This is a genomic window from Rhodoferax fermentans (assembly GCF_002017865.1).
GTDB lineage: Bacteria > Pseudomonadota > Gammaproteobacteria > Burkholderiales > Burkholderiaceae_C > Rhodoferax > Rhodoferax fermentans.
Window position 1 is genome coordinate 2749236 of sequence record NZ_MTJN01000002.1, and the last position, 15938, is coordinate 2765173.

General features: G+C 61.5%; 17 protein-coding genes. 15 read left to right on the top strand and 2 right to left on the bottom strand.

The genetic code is table 11. The annotated features are described in order from the left end of the window. Positions 1-260: 260 nt before the first annotated feature. A complete protein-coding gene (gene nifA / locus RF819_RS12870) occupies positions 261-1955 on the top strand; it encodes a nif-specific transcriptional activator NifA (protein ID WP_078365360.1) in 1695 nt (564 codons plus the stop codon). Positions 1956-2795: 840 nt separating this feature from the next. Here the strand turns inward: nifA and RF819_RS12880 are convergent. Further along, entirely contained in the window at positions 2796-3350 is a 555-nt protein-coding gene (locus tag RF819_RS12880; protein WP_078365361.1) for a hypothetical protein, read from the bottom strand. 621 nt (positions 3351-3971) lie between these two features. Here RF819_RS12880 and RF819_RS12890 point away from each other — a divergent pair. From RF819_RS12890 to RF819_RS12955, 14 genes are all read left to right on the top strand, one after another. After that, a complete protein-coding gene (locus tag RF819_RS12890; RefSeq protein WP_078365362.1) occupies positions 3972-5561 on the top strand; it encodes a diguanylate cyclase in 1590 nt (529 codons plus the stop codon). Positions 5562-5748: 187 nt separating this feature from the next. Further along, positions 5749-7341, top strand: a complete 1593-nt coding sequence (gene nifB / locus RF819_RS12895) for a nitrogenase cofactor biosynthesis protein NifB (protein WP_078365363.1) — start codon at positions 5749-5751, stop codon at positions 7339-7341. 35 nt (positions 7342-7376) lie between these two features. Continuing rightward, positions 7377-7571 carry a 4Fe-4S binding protein gene (locus tag RF819_RS12900; RefSeq protein WP_078365364.1) on the top strand — a complete coding sequence of 65 codons (195 nt, stop codon included), beginning with the start codon at positions 7377-7379 and terminating at the stop codon, positions 7569-7571. Between the two features lie 27 nt (positions 7572-7598). Next, a complete protein-coding gene (locus RF819_RS12905; protein WP_078365365.1) occupies positions 7599-8003 on the top strand; it encodes a HesB/IscA family protein in 405 nt (134 codons plus the stop codon). Between the two features lie 16 nt (positions 8004-8019). Next, complete coding sequence (locus RF819_RS12910; RefSeq protein WP_078365366.1) at positions 8020-8583, top strand: hypothetical protein; 564 nt, start codon at positions 8020-8022, stop codon at positions 8581-8583. Continuing rightward, the gene (locus RF819_RS12915) at positions 8580-9416 is read left to right on the top strand and encodes a 4Fe4S-binding leucine-rich repeat protein (protein ID WP_078365367.1); all 837 of its coding nucleotides are present in this window, start codon (positions 8580-8582) and stop codon (positions 9414-9416) included. Before RF819_RS12910 ends, RF819_RS12915 begins: the two co-directional genes overlap by 4 nt. Next, positions 9409-9771 carry a nitrogen fixation protein NifZ gene (locus RF819_RS12920; RefSeq protein WP_078365368.1) on the top strand — a complete coding sequence of 121 codons (363 nt, stop codon included), beginning with the start codon at positions 9409-9411 and terminating at the stop codon, positions 9769-9771. The genes RF819_RS12915 and RF819_RS12920 overlap by 8 nt, the downstream gene beginning before the upstream one ends. Next, complete coding sequence (locus RF819_RS12925) at positions 9768-10061, top strand: nitrogen fixation protein NifZ (RefSeq protein WP_078365369.1); 294 nt, start codon at positions 9768-9770, stop codon at positions 10059-10061. The genes RF819_RS12920 and RF819_RS12925 overlap by 4 nt, the downstream gene beginning before the upstream one ends. Further along, the gene (locus RF819_RS12930) at positions 10058-10408 is read left to right on the top strand and encodes a DUF3024 domain-containing protein (protein WP_078365370.1); all 351 of its coding nucleotides are present in this window, start codon (positions 10058-10060) and stop codon (positions 10406-10408) included. Before RF819_RS12925 ends, RF819_RS12930 begins: the two co-directional genes overlap by 4 nt. A gap of 19 nt (positions 10409-10427) precedes the next feature. Continuing rightward, complete coding sequence (locus tag RF819_RS12935) at positions 10428-11573, top strand: cysteine desulfurase family protein (protein WP_078365371.1); 1146 nt, start codon at positions 10428-10430, stop codon at positions 11571-11573. Positions 11574-11613: 40 nt separating this feature from the next. Further along, on the top strand, positions 11614-11841 hold the full coding sequence (gene nifT / locus RF819_RS12940) for a putative nitrogen fixation protein NifT (RefSeq protein WP_078365372.1): 228 nt from the start codon (positions 11614-11616) through the stop codon (positions 11839-11841). A gap of 2 nt (positions 11842-11843) precedes the next feature. Continuing rightward, positions 11844-12104, top strand: coding sequence for a hypothetical protein (locus RF819_RS12945; protein ID WP_078365373.1), 261 nt, complete (start codon positions 11844-11846; stop codon positions 12102-12104). 8 nt (positions 12105-12112) lie between these two features. Further along, positions 12113-13273, top strand: coding sequence for a DegT/DnrJ/EryC1/StrS family aminotransferase (locus tag RF819_RS12950; RefSeq protein WP_078365374.1), 1161 nt, complete (start codon positions 12113-12115; stop codon positions 13271-13273). 211 nt (positions 13274-13484) lie between these two features. Then, positions 13485-14324, top strand: a complete 840-nt coding sequence (locus RF819_RS12955; protein WP_078365375.1) for an SIR2 family NAD-dependent protein deacylase — start codon at positions 13485-13487, stop codon at positions 14322-14324. A gap of 149 nt (positions 14325-14473) precedes the next feature. On the opposite strand, the gene RF819_RS12960 is transcribed toward RF819_RS12955, so the two are convergent. After that, positions 14474-15688, bottom strand: a complete 1215-nt coding sequence (locus RF819_RS12960; protein ID WP_078365376.1) for an MFS transporter — start codon at positions 15686-15688, stop codon at positions 14474-14476. Positions 15689-15938 lie beyond the last annotated feature (250 nt).

Genomic DNA, 15938 nt, shown 5'->3' on the forward strand with positions numbered 1-15938 from the left:
GCTCCAAAAAAAGGGTGACAGCCCCCGTCCGCAATTTCGGTGCCACGCCAAATGGGCGCCTGGCAGGCACTTTGGGCCTGTGGGTTTGTTGTTTTTGTCAGTTGGCGCCAGTCAAAGCTCTGTGGCCTTGTCATGTTTGTCGTGAACACTCGCCAACACCGCGCAACCGGCTGACAAAACCCTCTTGCTGGTGCGTTTATTGCTAGAACGGGTACCAGGGCCTGTGCAGAGGTACCGCATTGCGTCACACGGAGTTTCATATGGTGAACACACAGACAAATGACTCTCAGCGCGAGCTGAATGCGATCTATGAAGTCAGCAAGACCTTGGCGATGTCGCTGGACGTGGCCAAGACCTTTCGCGAGGCACTCAATTACCTGATGCACGCTTACGATTGGCGGCGTGCCTTTGTGGTGCTGGGCGAAACCGAAGGTGGCTTGCACGGCTTGTGTGCCGTGGGCCTGACCCGTGAGGAGCAGCAGCGCCTGCACTTCCAGTCGGGCGAAGGCATCGTCGGGCGGGTGTATGCCAACGGCATCCAGGTGGTGGTGCCCAATGTGCGCACCGAGCCGCTGTTCCTGAACCGCACCGGCGGCGCCGACCAGACCCCTGACATCCCGATTGCGATGCTGGTGACCCCCATCAGCGCCGACCGGCGCACCTTTGGTGTGTTGGCCATCGACTGCCTGAACCCGGGCGAGCAGCGCAGCTTTTCCAACGACCTGCGCCTGCTCAAGATGGTGGCCACCCTGATGGGCCAGGCGCTGCTGCTACACCGCAGTGTCACGGCCGCCCACGATTCCTTGCAGGACGAAGTGCGCCGCATGAGCAAAGAGCTCAAGCCGCTGCACCAGATCGACCAAGTGGTAGGCATGTCCAAGCCGATGCAGCAAGTGTTTGAGCAGGTGCACCAGGTGGCGCCGTCGCGTACCACGGTGCTGCTGCGCGGTGAAAGCGGCACCGGCAAGGAGGTGATTGCCCGGGCACTGCACAACCTGTCGCCCCGCAAACGGGAAGCCTTTGTGCGTGTCAACTGCGCCGCGCTGACCGAGTCGCTGCTTGAGAGTGAGCTGTTTGGCCACGAAAAGGGCTCGTTCACCGGCGCCCAGGGCCAGCGCAAGGGGCGTTTTGAGATGTCACACGGCGGCACCTTGTTTCTGGACGAGATCGGCGACATTTCACCGTCCTTCCAGGCCAAGCTGCTGCGGGTGCTGCAGGAGCGCGAGTTTGAGCGCGTGGGTGGCTCCACCAGTGTCAAGGTCGATGTGCGGCTGATCCTGGCCACCAACCGCAACCTGGAGCGCATGGTGCAGGCCGGTGAGTTCCGCGCCGACCTGTACTACCGCATCAATGTGGTCAGCATCCAGCTGCCGCCGCTGCGCGAGCGCCGCGAAGACATCCCCGCCATGGCCAAGCTGTTTCTGGACCGCTTCAACAAGGAAAACGGCCGCAACACCCAGTTCAGCCCGGCCGCCATGCGCGTGCTCACCAGTTGTTACTGGCCAGGCAATGTGCGCGAGCTGGAGAACTGTGTGGAGCGTACCGCCACCATGGCGCACGACGACGCCATCACCAACCTGGCCTTCCCGTGCCAGGGCAACGGCTGCCTGACCCAGGTGCTGCACCACATCGAGCGGCTGGACGCGGTCACCCCGCAACGCATCAGCGAGATCCCGGTGGTGGAAGGCCCGGTGCCCGCCCGCACGGCGCCGTCTGCACCGGCCGCTGCCGCACCCGACAGCGCCCCGGCCGAGGAGGCGGCCAGCGCCAGCAGCTCGGCACCTGCCGCCACACCCGACAACGATGGCAAACCCGAGGGTGAACGCGAGCGCCTGATCTGGGCCATGGAGCGCTGCGGCTGGGTTCAGGCCAAGGCAGCCCGGCTGCTGAAAATATCACCGCGCCAGATGGGGTATGCCTTGCAGAAAAACGGCATCGAGGTGCGCAAGTTCTGAGGCTTGGTTATTTCTGTTCTTTGAGGAAAACTGGCATCTAGCCCTTTGGGAATAAGGGCTGATAGCTATTGATTACGTAGTATCTTGGGCTCTTGGCTCTTGGGGTCGCGTGGCGCCAGGCGGGCGGCGGGGTTACCGTTCTCCGGCCCCCTCGCGGGATGCGGTGTTGGTTGGGCGCTTGTTGGGGTGTTGCCGCTGAGGGTGGTGCGCCGCCAGCCTCATCACGCGAATGGGTTCTGCGCCCGGCAACCCCACCACCCGCCTTCAACTGCTTTGTCTATGAACGTTGATGACGGTTATAGGCTGGTTGCGGACTTACAAAGCGCTCCAAAGCAGTCTTCAACCTGCAATATGACTGGCCTTCAATGCAAAGTACTGGAAGAACCGGCCAACACCTGTGAGCGTCTTTGTCGATTGACCTGCTAGAGCTGCTCACTCCTTGTTCGAAACAGCGTGGGCCCGAGGAAAACAAGTGTCAGTACCAAGGTGCATACCACTATCGCCGATTGAATTGAAAGAATACGCGGCCAAAAACTGTTAAAGCCTATGCTATCCCCGGGCAAGACGCCTAGCAGGGACGCAATGTGTGCCTGCACATACGTCGTAACTGCCATGGCCGGCGCAGTGAGCACTACAAGGAAAAGGCTAGCAGCAATACCAAGTACCGGGTCTATTTGCCGAGCCAGGCCGAGTTCCCAAATCACATCACAAGTCTCGCAAATCAGAAAATAAAAGGCGGGGAAATACCATGTTTTCATGATGTGGTGTCTAATAAGGTCGTCCAATAACTTATTCTCTAGTCCAAACAAGGGTCAAGAGAGAATGACAAATCGACTCAATTCAATTTGGTCTGTTATACGCCTTGCCAATATTTCGTATCATTTCAATAAATGCGTCAAATTCAGGCTTAAAGTCATTTGGCGTTTTCTTATTTGGGTCCAAATTTACGCACCTCCATAATAAGTACTGCATTTCTGTACTATTCGAAAAGTAAATGGTTATGTTTTCTTTATTCAGCGCAGTAACAATTAGTGTTTCAGATGTTTCTGACACCTTAGACCCGTCTTGAGTGTTTTTAGAATTGTATTTCTTTTCAGAACCATTATGAGAAACAAGAAGATATTCTCGCTTTCTTTCGTCACCTGGAAAAGTACCTAAAAATAGCTTGTCGCCGTCGAAATCAAAAATTAAACTTCCTAAGAAGCTGATGTGATGAAGGAATGAATTTGCTGAGTTTTCGTCTTTGAATGGATGCGTGCTAAGTACAAATTTCTCGGTTGCCTTTGTATCAATTATCCAAGTGCCATTCAATATGACGGGGCCGTTTGCGAAAGATGTTACTTGAAAGAAACACATCGTCACCACCAAAGTGGCAATAACCATGAATTTTTTCATTTTTTTATCTATCCAAAAGTGTGTTCGAAAAAATCAACGATGGCGATTTATGCCCACATAGTTTTTTTAACATAAATATAACCATACTTAGTGTCATGCCGCAGATGCAACATATAGGAAAATATCTGCAGTATAAGATGAAGGTGAAAATATCTTGGAAAGGGTTTACAACCTTGGTCTTCACAGAGTTAAGGCATTTTCATGCCGTGTTAGTAATGCCGACAAACATCCAAAAGGGGTTGGTTGATTCTAGGCATCAAAGGGCTCAAAGTTTGAAATTGGAGGCGCTTGTGGTACGACTGCTTTCGCTGCATTGTGGCGGTCTGTGAGTGACCTGAACATCCCCCAAATGGGGGATATGACTGTATGACCGCTCTCGCTGCATCTCGGTCGTCGGCCTTTCCTTGCCTTTGGGCTTCTTTTTCGCGTTCAAACGTCGCTCGCCAGCAGGGGGTGGGTAGGGGTGGCGGCCGATTTCTGCGCATTTGGCAGTATGAGGCCGCCGCCCCTACCCACCCCCTGCCACCCACAACTGTCAAACCCTCTGAGCTAGCCCCGGTTTTCCAAGCCAGAGCGTGATGAACTTCAAATGTCATAGCAGCCTTGCGGGACAATAGCTGCATGACAGCTGATATCCACACTTTACTTTTGGTCATTGTTCTAACGGGTACCGTGCTGGCCTTGTCGGTGGCTGTGGTGGCGCATCAGGACCAGCGTGATGGCATGCGGTACTGGGCTGCCGGGCTGGGGGTACACATTGCGTCTTATGTGTTTCTCAGCCAGGTTGGCAACCTGGGGCAGTTTGCTGGTTTGTTGGTGGTCATTGTGCTGCGGGCCAGTGCCTGGGCCTTGTTTGCCGAGGGTTTGTTCGAGTTTTACCGGCGGCGCGCACCCCGGCTGCTGATCTGGGGCCCGGTGGTGGCCGAGACGGTGGCTTTTGTGCTTCTCTTTGAGCTCGCCACCTACCGGTCGCTGGTGGTCAGTTTGATCTCGTTGTTCCAGGGCGGCTTGGTTTTGCAGCTGATGTTGCAGACCCGTCGCCACACCCCTGGGCGTGGCCAATACTTTCTGATGACCGGGCTGGTGATGGCCATGGCGCTGCTGAGCTTTCGGGTGCTGGAGGTGATGCGCACCGGCTTGGTCGGGATGCTCGACACCACCGGGAGCAATCCGGTGCAGGTCATCAGTTTGCTGGGTGCGCTGGTGACCCTGATCCTGCTGTCGATTGGTTTTGTGCTGATGTCCAAGGACCGGTCTGACGACCAGAACCGCCAGCTGGCCACCCAGGATGAACTCACCGGCCTGGCCAATCGCCGCCATCTGAACCATGTGCTGGCCCAAGAGTGGGCCCGGTTCAAACGCTCGGGTCAGCCGTTTGCCTTGGTGATGATCGACATCGACCACTTCAAGCTCTACAACGACCACTATGGCCACCCGGCCGGTGATGCCTGCCTGCGCCAGATTGCGGAGGTGATCCAGTCCGGCATGCGCCGCGCGGGTGATCTGGCGGCGCGTTATGGCGGCGAAGAGTTCCTGCTGATCCTGCCCAACACCCAGGCCCAGGACGGCCTGCGTCTGGCCGAGGCGGTGCGCCAATCGGTTGAGCAGCTGAACCTGCCCCACGCCAAGTCGCCTTTGGGTCGGCTGACCGTGAGCTTGGGGGTGGCGGCCATGGCGGACGCGCACTATGTGGACGCGTCGGGCCTGCTCAGTGCGGCCGACGCCGCGCTCTATATTGCCAAACAGGAAGGCCGCAACCGGGTGCGGTTGGCGCAGACGGGCAAACACACGGCGTCGGCACCTGGCAAGCTGGTGCAGCTGGTCTGGCATTCAAGTTATGACAGTGGCTACGCGGTCATGGACACGCACCACCGCAAACTGTTTGCCGAGGCCAACGACATCCTGGGGCTGATCCTGTCCGGGCAGAACGCAGCCAGCCTGGCCGACCGGATGGACGCCTTTGTGGTCGACATCGGGGAGCATTTTCTGGAAGAAGAGGTGCTGTTGTTCCAGTCTGCTTATCCCGCTGCGGCTGAGCACGCCCAACTGCACCGTGAGCTGCTGGCCCAGGGGCACGCGCTGGTGGCGCAGTTCAAGAGTGGCCGCTTGTTGATCGGGGATCTGTTTGTGTACCTGACCCAGGAAGTGGTGGCCCGCCACATCTTGTCCGCTGACCGCGAGTTCATCACCTTCCTCCATACCAAGGTCTGAGCCCCTGTACGGCGCTGTGTCAGCTTTGTCGCATCACTGACAAGCCGCCCGCAAAGTAGCTCAGGCCGCGCCGGGTCGGGTGTGTCACAACCGACAAAACCCAGCCAAAAACCGGTGTTTTGGCGTGGCATGGATATCGCTAATCAAACCCCAAGCGGTCACGGTCGATCGCATGAAGGGTTTCTCCATGCCAACAAGCGCGCTCACCGGTAGCCAACCCGGCACGACCTATGTCAGCATGGGTCAGCTCAAACCTCTGAAGATCAGGCTTGAATCGGCCTCAAACGGTGCTGGCTGCGGTACCACCGGTGGGGAGGGCAAGGCCAGTTGTGGCTCGTCCGACGGTCCGCAGGACATGCCGGCCGAGGTCTGGGACAAGGTCAAGAACCACCCCTGTTACTCCGAGGAAGCCCACCACCACTTTGCCCGCATGCATGTAGCGGTGGCGCCAGCCTGCAATATCCAGTGTAATTACTGCAACCGCAAATACGACTGCAGCAACGAGTCGCGCCCGGGTGTGGTGTCGCAAAAGCTCACGCCCGAGCAGGCGGTGAAGAAGGTGGTGGCGGTGGCCAGCGCCATCCCGCAGATGACGGTGCTGGGTATTGCTGGCCCGGGTGACGCGCTGGCCAATCCGAAGAAGACCTTTGACACCATGCGCATGCTCACAGCGAGGGCACCCGACATCAAGCTGTGTCTCTCGACCAACGGGCTGGCCTTGCCCGACCTGGTGGACGAAATCTGCAAACACAACATTGACCACGTGACGATCACCATCAACATGGTGGACCCCGAGATCGGCGCCAAGATTTACCCCTGGATTTTCTGGAACCACAAACGGCTGACCGGCATCGAGGCCGCTACCGTGTTGCACCAGCGCCAGATGCTGGGCCTGGAGATGCTCACCGCACGTGGTGTGCTCACCAAGGTCAACTCTGTGCTGATCCCCGGCATCAATGACCAGCATTTGATGGATGTGAACCGCGAGGTGAAGAAACGTGGCGCCTTCCTGCACAACATCATGCCGCTGATCTCCGAGCCCGAACACGGCACGGTGTTTGGCCTGACCGGCCAGCGTGGCCCCAGTGCCCAGGAACTCAAAGCCGTGCAGGATGCCTGCATGGGCGGCGCCAACCTGATGCGCCACTGCCGCCAGTGCCGCGCCGACGCGGTGGGCCTGCTCGGTGAAGACCGCAGCGACGAGTTCACCCTCGACAAGCTCGACGACATGGAGGACGTGGTCTACGACCTGGAAAAACGCAAGGCCTACCAGGACAAGGTCGAGCAGGAGCGCAGTGCCCAGCAGGCCGCCAAACAGCAGGCGCTGGCGGCGGCCAGTGCGCTGCAGGCCTCGCAGGACCTCAAGGTGCTGGTGGCCGTGGCCACCAAGGGCGGCGGGCGTGTCAACGAACATTTTGGCCATGTGACCGAATTCCAGGTCTATGAGGTCTCTGCCGCCAAGGCCCATTTTGTGGGGCACCGGCGGGTGGACCAGTACTGCCAGGGTGGCGCCGGTGACGACGAGCAACTGCCTTCGGTGGTGCGTGCCATCAACGACTGCCATGCGGTGCTGGTGGCCAAGATCGGCGCCTGCCCGCGTGACGAATTGATGTTGGCGGGCGTCGAGCCGGTGGACGCTTATGTCGGTGAATTCATCGAAAAAGCCGCGCTTGACTGGTTCAACGACTACCGCGCCCGGGTGGCCAGTGGCGCCGTGTTGCACCAGCACCGTGGTGACGCCGCCATCCGCCAGGGCGCCTACACCGCACTGGCCGCCTAACTTTTTTCATTAGCCAACCCGACAGGAGATTAGCCATGACCCACAAGATCAACACCGACATCTGCACCTCGTGTGACGCCTGCGAGCCGGTGTGCCCCAACGCCGCCATCCGCGTCAAGAGTGGCATCTACGCGATTGACCCCAAGAAGTGCAACGACTGCGAAAGCCACTTTGACGACCCGCAGTGTGTGGCCATCTGTCCGGTGGACGACTGTATCACCGAAGTCTGATTCCCTTTCTCTGAAAGCACCCCCGCCATGTTGCCAAACCTCACCGTCACCCCTGCTGCAGCGAAATTCATCAACCGTGTTGTGCGCTTCTCTGGCCTGGGCACAGGCGCAGGCCTGCGGCTGGCGGTCAAGCCGGGTGGCTGCTCCGGCTACTCCAGCGACTTCAGCGCCCAGCTGGCACCCGCTGCCGACGAGCAGCTTTGTGAGGTGGGCGGTGTGCGCCTGTTTCTGGCGGCTGAGAGCCGTTTGTTGCTCAATGGCCTGACCATGGATTTCATCGAGACCGCCACCGAGTCGGGACTGAGTTTCATCGACCCCAACAAGGAGGCCTGCGCCTGCAGCAGCGCGGGCGCCCCTCAGGCGGGTGTGACACACATCAACATCAGCGCGATTGGCCGGGGTCGCCCGGTGGCGCCTGTGCTGCCGTCCTGACGGCGGCTCCAGCACCATGCCTGCGGACCGCCTGCAGTTTGCCAATGACCTGGCGGCTTTTGCCGACGGGGTCATTGGTGGCGGCCTGAGCCCGCAGGTGGAGGCACTGATCACCGAGGCAGGGCGTTGCCGCGACAAGCCACAACAGGCCCTGGCTCTGCTGGAGCAGGCGCGTGCCGCTGCACCCCGCCACCCGGCCCCGGTGATCGCCTTGTATCGCTACTATTTTTATAGTCATCAGCTCAATCAGGCCAAGGGCATGGGTGAGAATGCCTTGGCCATTGCGCGCACCGCACTGGGGCCAGACTTTGGCGATGTGCCGCCCGGTGACGAGGCCACCCGGCACAACGCTGCGGTGCGTTTTTACCTGTTCACCCTCAAGGGGCTGGCCTACCTCAACCTGCGCCTGGATGAGCTGGACGAGGCCCGGCTGATGCTGGGTGAGTTGCGCCGCCTGGACCCGCAAGACCATGTGGGTGCGGCCCTGTTGTGGCATGTGTTGAGCCGCCATGAACACGGCACCCCGCTGGATGCTCCAGCCGACTACCCGCTGCGTGGCTGGGGGAGTGCCACCCCATGAGCTTGCTGCTGAGCCCCACCCCCCACACCGAGGCCGCAGACAGCGCACACCTGTCCGACAACGACATCGCGCCACAGGATTGGCAAGGTGGGCCGATCCACTGTGCCGCGTGCGAGTTTGTGGCGCTGCGCTCTTTGCCACACCGGCAGGGTTGTGCACTGGGTCACGCCTGTATGCAGGATGTGTATGCGCGGCGTATTGACCGCTTTTTCCGTTGGCATCCTGAGCTGGCCGATGGGCAGCTGGCGCACCCCTACTTCGAGGTGCGGGCGATTGCGGCGCGTTATGTCAGTGTGTTCCGGCTGGGTGCCCTGGTGGATGACCCCGATGAAACTGTGCGCATGCAGGTGGCGATGCGCCTGCCATTGACCCAGCTGGCGCGGCTGGCTGATGACCCGCACCGCGAGGTCCGCATCCGGGTCGCGCATCGGCTGCCGGCGGCTGAACTGGCGCGTGTGCGCCATGACCCCGACTACGGTGTGCGTGAGCGGGTGGCACAGCGGCTGCCGCTGGCGATTTTGCCCACCATGGTCCATGACCCCGATCGCTCGGTGCGCCTGTGTGTGGCGCAGCGCCTGGCCATGCCGGCCCTGCTGCGTATGGTCGACGATGCCGAGCCAGAGGTGCGCCGTGTGGTGGCTGAGCGTCTGCCGGTGCCGCTGTTGTTTCAACTGGTACACGACACCGACTGGCGCGTGCGCTGGGAGGTCGCCCAGCGCGCCGATCCCGCGCTGTTACAGCAGCTGCAGGACGACCCGGACGAGGAGGTCCGCGCTGCCGTGAAGGCACGCTGCAAGGTGGTACGGGTAATTGAGGGGCTTGACCATGGCTGACATCAACCGCGATGACGACGAGTTGGAAACCGCCTACCCGCCGCGTTTCAGTTTTGGCGAGCGGGTGGTCGCGCGTTCGGTGGTGCGCAACGACGGCACCTACCGGGGTTACGACATCGGTGACGTGCTGGTGCACAAGGGCGACATTGGTTATGTGAACAGCATCAACACCTTTTTGCAGCAGTACTACATCTACGCGGTGGACTTCATCGAGAGTGGTCACCGCGTGGGCATGCGTGCCAAGGAACTCTGCACCCTGGACAAGTTACCACCCGAGGTGCTGGCGCAATTGGGCGACAAAGCCGCCGCATTGGCCACCCTGGGCTCGGCCCAACCTCTGGAGGACACACCATGACTGAATCCAATTTGCCGGGTCTGGAACCGCGTGCCCCCGCCTACGCCTGGGGCCAGCGTGTGATTGCGCTGGACGATCTGGTCAACGACGGCAGTTATCCCGAGCGTGAACCTGATGCCTTGCTGGCTGCGCGTGGCACGGTGGGGGAGGTGGTCAACATCGGCCACGCACCCGAGCTCAATGAGCCGGTCTACCTGGTGCAGTTTGCCGACTGTGTGGTGGGCTGCCTGGAGATCGAGCTGGTACCGGCCCCGCCGGGTCTGCTACCAGAAACCGAGGAGCCGGTGTGACCACCCACAGCGCGGTCAAGGCGGCGCCCGGGGCCCAGGTGCTGGACCTGATCCAGCTGCGCCTGCAGCGCGCCCTGCGCGAGCGCCAGCGCTATCGTTATGTCACACCGCGTGTCACGACCCAAGGCGAGGGTTTTCTGATTCAAAGCCCTTGCTGCTCGCGCCATGTGGACCCGCAGGGTGGGGTAATCGACATTGCCTTGCTGATGCCCATGACTTGTGGCCACTGGAGCCTGAGTTCGCGCGACCATGCGATCCGTGCCTGGGTGCCGCAGCTGCAAGACCAGCCCTTGGAGGTCTTGCTGGAGGCGCTGTGTGTGGATACCGAGCGCGTCTTCTGGCTCTGAGGCCACGTCAGTTGCTGCCATGATTTACCTTGACCACAACGCCACCACACCCCTGGCCCCCGGCGTCATCGCCGCCATGCTGCCGGTGATGACGGGTGTCTGGGCCAACAGCTCGTCACAACACGGCCCCGGGCAAGAGGCCAAACGGGTGCTGGCAACCGCCCGTGCCACCGTGGCCCGGGTGCTGGGCTGCAAGCCGGTGGAGGTGATTTTCACCAGCGGCGCTACCGAATCCAACCACCTGGCGGTACGTGGTCTGCTGGCGGGTGCTGCGCCCGGCCGCCAGCGGGTGTTGTTCAGCCGTGTCGAGCACAGCGCGCACCTGCGTTTGGCCAAGGCCTTGGCGGCAGCCGGTGTAGAGGTTGATTTTTTCCCGGTGCTGCCCTGTGGCCAGCTCGATCTGGTGGCGGCCAAGGCGATGCTGGGCCCCGATGTGGCGCTGGTGTCCATGATGGCGGCCAACAACGAAACCGGTGTGTTGATGCCGGTGGCCGAGATGGCTGATCTGGCCCATGCGGCGGGCGCGCTGCTGCACCTGGATGCGACCCAGTTCATTGGCAAACTGCCTTTTGACTTTGTCCACTTCGGGGCCGATGCGGTGTCGCTGTCGGCCCACAAGTTCCGTGGTCCCAAGGGGGTAGGGGCGCTGCTGCTGCGTCAGGGGGCGCCGCTGGTGCCGCAAAGCCTGGGCAGCCAGGAGCGCGGTCGCCGGGGCGGCACCGAGAACCTGCCTGGGATTGTGGGCTTGGCCGCTGCGCTGGATTTACTGGGGGATCTGGCGGACGAGGCGGCGCGGGTGGCCCAGCTGCGCGACAGCCTGGAGGCTGGTTTGCAAAACGCCTTGCCAACCACCCATGTGTGGTGCCAGAGCCAAGCGCGCCTGCCCGGCACCAGTTATCTGCGTTTTGGCCACCTGTCGGTCGATGTGGTGCTGCAGCGCCTGGAGCGTCTGCATGTCGCCGCCTCCAGCGGTGCCGCATGTTCCTCGGGCGGCAGTGAGCCCTCCCATGTGTTGCGCGCCATGGGGGTGCCGGACGATGAGGCGCTGGCGGCCGTGCGGTTCTCTCTGGGTGCCACCACCACGCCGGAGGATGTGGCTTATGTGCTGCGCGAGTTGCCGCCGCTGCTGGCCCCGCTGTTGCAGGACGAACTGACGCTGACCTGAAGCCCCTGAACCCTTTTCAAACCCACCAGGACCCACACCCATGAAACTCATGATCCGCAAAGACAGCAAAGGCACGCTGACCGGTTATGTTGCCAAAAAAGACCTGGAGGAACCGATTGTGGCCATGGCCAATCCCGGCATGTGGGGAGGGGTGGTGACCCTGGGCAACGGTTGGCAGTTTGATCTGCCCGAGATGCCCGCCGACACCCCGCTGCCGATCACGGTCGAGGCGCGCCGCCTGGCCTTGACAGAAGACGCGGGTGATTGACGATGGCAATCACCCAGGACGATTTACACAGCGCCGCGCAGCTGTTGGCCTCGGCCACCAGTGTGCGCGAGGCAGCAGCCAGCTGGCGCGCCAGCCACCCCGAGCAGCGTGTGGTGGTGGTTGATGCGATGGACATGCGGGGTGAAACCGCTGCGCTGCGCTGTGGTGCGCGCAGCATCTACCTGGCCACCTCCAACGGGCATTGCTGGAGCACCACCGCGCAGCCCGAAGAGGCCACCGCGTTGATCCTGACGCAGGACTGAGCTGCACCATGGACATCGACGTCATCGCCCTGTTTGAGCCCGACTGTGGCGCGCGTGAACACGATCTGGTGCGCGCGGTGCTGCAGTCTGGCTGCTGGGGGGACGGCCCGATGGTGCAGGCGTTTGAGTCGGCCTTTGCGACCTGGGTTGGGCGCCAACACGCGGTGGCGGTGGGCAGCGGCACCTTGGGCTGCTGGATCAGCCTGCGTGCGTTGGGCATTGGCCCGGGTGATGAGGTGATCTGCACCGCCCACACCTGGCACCAGGTGGCGCAGGCCATCACCTTGGCTGGCGCCACGCCGGTGTTTGCCGAGATCAACTACTGGACTGGTTGCCTGAGCCCCGACAAAGCCGCGCTCAAGATCAGTCCCTACACCCGCGCCATCTTGGCCGGTAACACCAACGGCCACCCAGCGGCTTGGCAGGCGCTGCGCCAGCTGGCAGATGCGCATGGTCTGGCTCTGATCGAAGACAGCACCGAGGCCTTGGGCTCGCGTTACCAGTGCCAAAGTGTGGGCACGTTTGGGGATGTGTCGGTGTTTGATTTCTCAGTACCCTGCGCCCTGTGTACTGGTGAGGGCGGCATGCTGGTCACCGACAACGACGCGTTGGTGCATGAGCTGCGTTACCTGCGCCAGCGTCGGCTGGTCGACCGGGCCTCGGTGTCGGTCGGCGCGCGGGTGCCGCTGCAGGCGGGTATGAGTGAACTCACCGCCGCACTCGGTCTGGCGCAACTGTCCACGCTGGATGATCGGCTGACTGCGCGCCAGCAGGTGGTGGCCTGGTACCACGAGCAGATGCAAAGTTTTGAAGGCATCAAGCCGCCCTACATCGGGCAGGACGTGGGCGAAGTGCACTGGATGCTCTACGTGGTGCACCTGGGTAAACGTTTCTCGGGCAGCACACGCGCCCAGATGATGGATGACCTGCTGTCCTGCGGCATCGAGTCTGCCGCCTACAGCCACCCGCTGCACCAGCAGTTTTATTACATGAACACGAGCGAGACCACCGGGCAGCCGCGTGGTCTGCTGATCGACACCGAACGTATCGGCGACCGCGCGCTGGCGCTGCCTCTGCACACTGGGCTGGACGAAGAACAGGTGCAGTACATCGTCAAAACCCTTAAAGATACCGCTTCCAACGTAGGAGCCGGTGCGGCGATCTATTGATGAACACCCCCGTTGCTTGCTCGCTGCGCGTATGCGCTGGGGGACGCAGTCACAGCCTGCGTCACTGCAGGCACGTCCAAACCTGCGCAGGCAGGTTTGGAGCCGCGGCCTTCAGCCCCCTCAGGGGGGCAATGCCAGCGGCCTGGCAAAGCCAGTTCCGCGGCATTTCTGGCTGAGATGCCTCCCCTGACACGACTACTGAAAGTACTTTATGACTGATCTGATCAACGACATTGCCAGCCAACTGGCCACCGGCGCGGTCATCCCCTACATGGGGCCAGAGATGTTGTCCTTGTGCCAGGACGTGGCGGTGCCGAAAACGCCGTTGGCGCTGGCCGAGAGCATGACGGCCAAGGTCAGCGTGCCGCACAAGATACGCAAGCGCCTGACCCAAACCGCGCAGTTCATCGAGAACTTCAAACACCGCAAGTCGGTGGTGCATCTGATGAACGAGGCTTTTGCCACCACACCCAGCCCCTCGGTCCTGCAGCTGGCGCTGGCCAGCAGTGGCGCCAAGCTGTGGGTGGACACTTGGTACGACGACAGTTTTGCCGCCGCGCTGGTGCAGAGCAAACAACCTTGGGTGCAGGTGCAGGGGCTGTCGCAGTCAGAACATTTTGGCCAATGGACCGGTGCCTATGCGGCCGACGGCACACCGCTGGCTGAGTTATCAGAGGCGCCCGGGCGTCTGCTCTACAAACCCTGGGGGGCACACAGCCCGGCAGGCAACTATCTGGTGTCGGACAGCGACTATGTCGAGGTGCTGACCGAGATCGACATCCAGACACCGATCCCGCCCCAGGTGCAGGCCTGGCGCAGCGGGCGCCACTTTCTGTTTCTGGGCTGCCGTTTTGACGACCAGCTGACCCGCTCGTTTGCACGCCAGATCATGAAACGCTCCAGCGACCAGCATTGGGCGGTGTTGCCAAACGAGCCGACCCGCATGGAAGCGCGTTTTCTGGCCGAGCAGAGCATCATCCGTATCCCGATGCCGCTGGCCGAGTTTGCGCCGCTGCTGATCGGCGCGATGCAGCCTAGCGTGGCTGCGTGAGGCCCTGCGACGCTTTTTGATCCAGCCACACACCGGGCGCCTCCATCGGGATCATTTTGAGAAAATAGGCCTCTGGCCCAATATCTAAAAGGGCTGATAGCTCTGTTTTCTAGAGCATCCTGGGCTGCCTTGTTGCCTGGCGCCAGTTGTCAGGCCTGCATGTGGTCACGGCGTGCCAGGCTTGGGAACAGTTTGAGCCAAGATGCGGCGATCAACACGGTGCCAGCACCTCCCAGCACGACGGAGCCCACAGCGCCAAACAGGGCTGCGGTGGCGCCCGACTCGAACTCCCCCAGCTGGTTGGAGGCACCGATGAACATCGAGTTGACCGCCGACACCCGGCCCCGCATCTCGTTGGGCGTTTCCAGCTGAACCAGGGTGGAGCGGATCACCACACTGACGCTGTCAGCCGCACCGGTCACCACCAAGGCCATCAGTGACAGCCCAAAATGGCTGGACAAACCAAACACCAGGGTGGCCACACCAAACACCGCGACCGCCACCAGCAGGTGGCGTCCCACATGCCGGGCCAATGGCCAGCGCATGATGGCCAGCGACATACACAGGGCGCCGACGGCCGGTGCCGAGCGCAACACCCCCAGGCCGACCGGGCCGGTGTGCAGGATGTCGCGGGCATAAATCGGCAACAAGGCGGTGGCCCCGCCAAGCAGCACCGCAAACAGGTCCAGAGAGGTTGCACCCAGGATCACCTTGTGTTGCCAAACAAACGAAAAACCGGCCAGCACGGTTTGCCAGGTGGTGTTCAGCGGCGCGAGCTGGTGTTGGTAACGCACCGTCAGGGCCAGCACGGCCCCCAACACCAGCAGCACGGCACAGGTGACATACACGGTGGTGGCACCGGTGGTGTACAACAGGCCGCCCAGCGCCGGGCCGCCAATGATGGCGACCTGCATGCCGCTGGAGCTCAAGGCCACCGCGCTTTGCAACAGGTGTTGCGGCACCAGCTGCGGCACCAAGGCTTGTTGGGCCGGCATCTGAAAAGCCCGCGCCACCCCGAGCAGTACCGAGATGCCAAGCATTAGCTCACGTGAGGCAAGGTGGTATTGGGTGGCAGCAATCAACACCAAAGCCACCATGCCCTGGAGCCCCAGGCAGGCCGCAAAGATGCGGGCACGGTGGAACCGGTCGGCCACATGCCCAGCGGGCAGCATCAGCAGCAGGGCGGGCACAAATTGGAACAGCCCGACCAGGCCCAGATCCCAGGCGCTGCTGGTGATGTCATACATGTGCCAGGCCACCGCCACCATCAGCATCTGATTGGCGCTGACACCCGCCAGACGGGCGAACCAGAAACGCATGAACGGACCTTGGGAAAACAGCTTGCGGACGTGGGTTTGAGACATGGGTCTGAGCTTACCGTAGCCGCCAGAGGGACCTCTCTGACGATCAGCTGTGGCATGACGCGCTGCCTTGTCCCCAAAAGGCGGGACCAAAGCTGTGGACAAGCTGCTGAACAACTGCCAGAACCCGCGCCAGGCTTGGCTTGGCGGGGCGTGCTTAAAAACCAGGCAAAGGTCATGACGGTGCCCCAAACACCTTGATGTGCTGACAAAGCAGTCGACCGAGTTCAGGGCATGCGAGGTTTTACGGGTG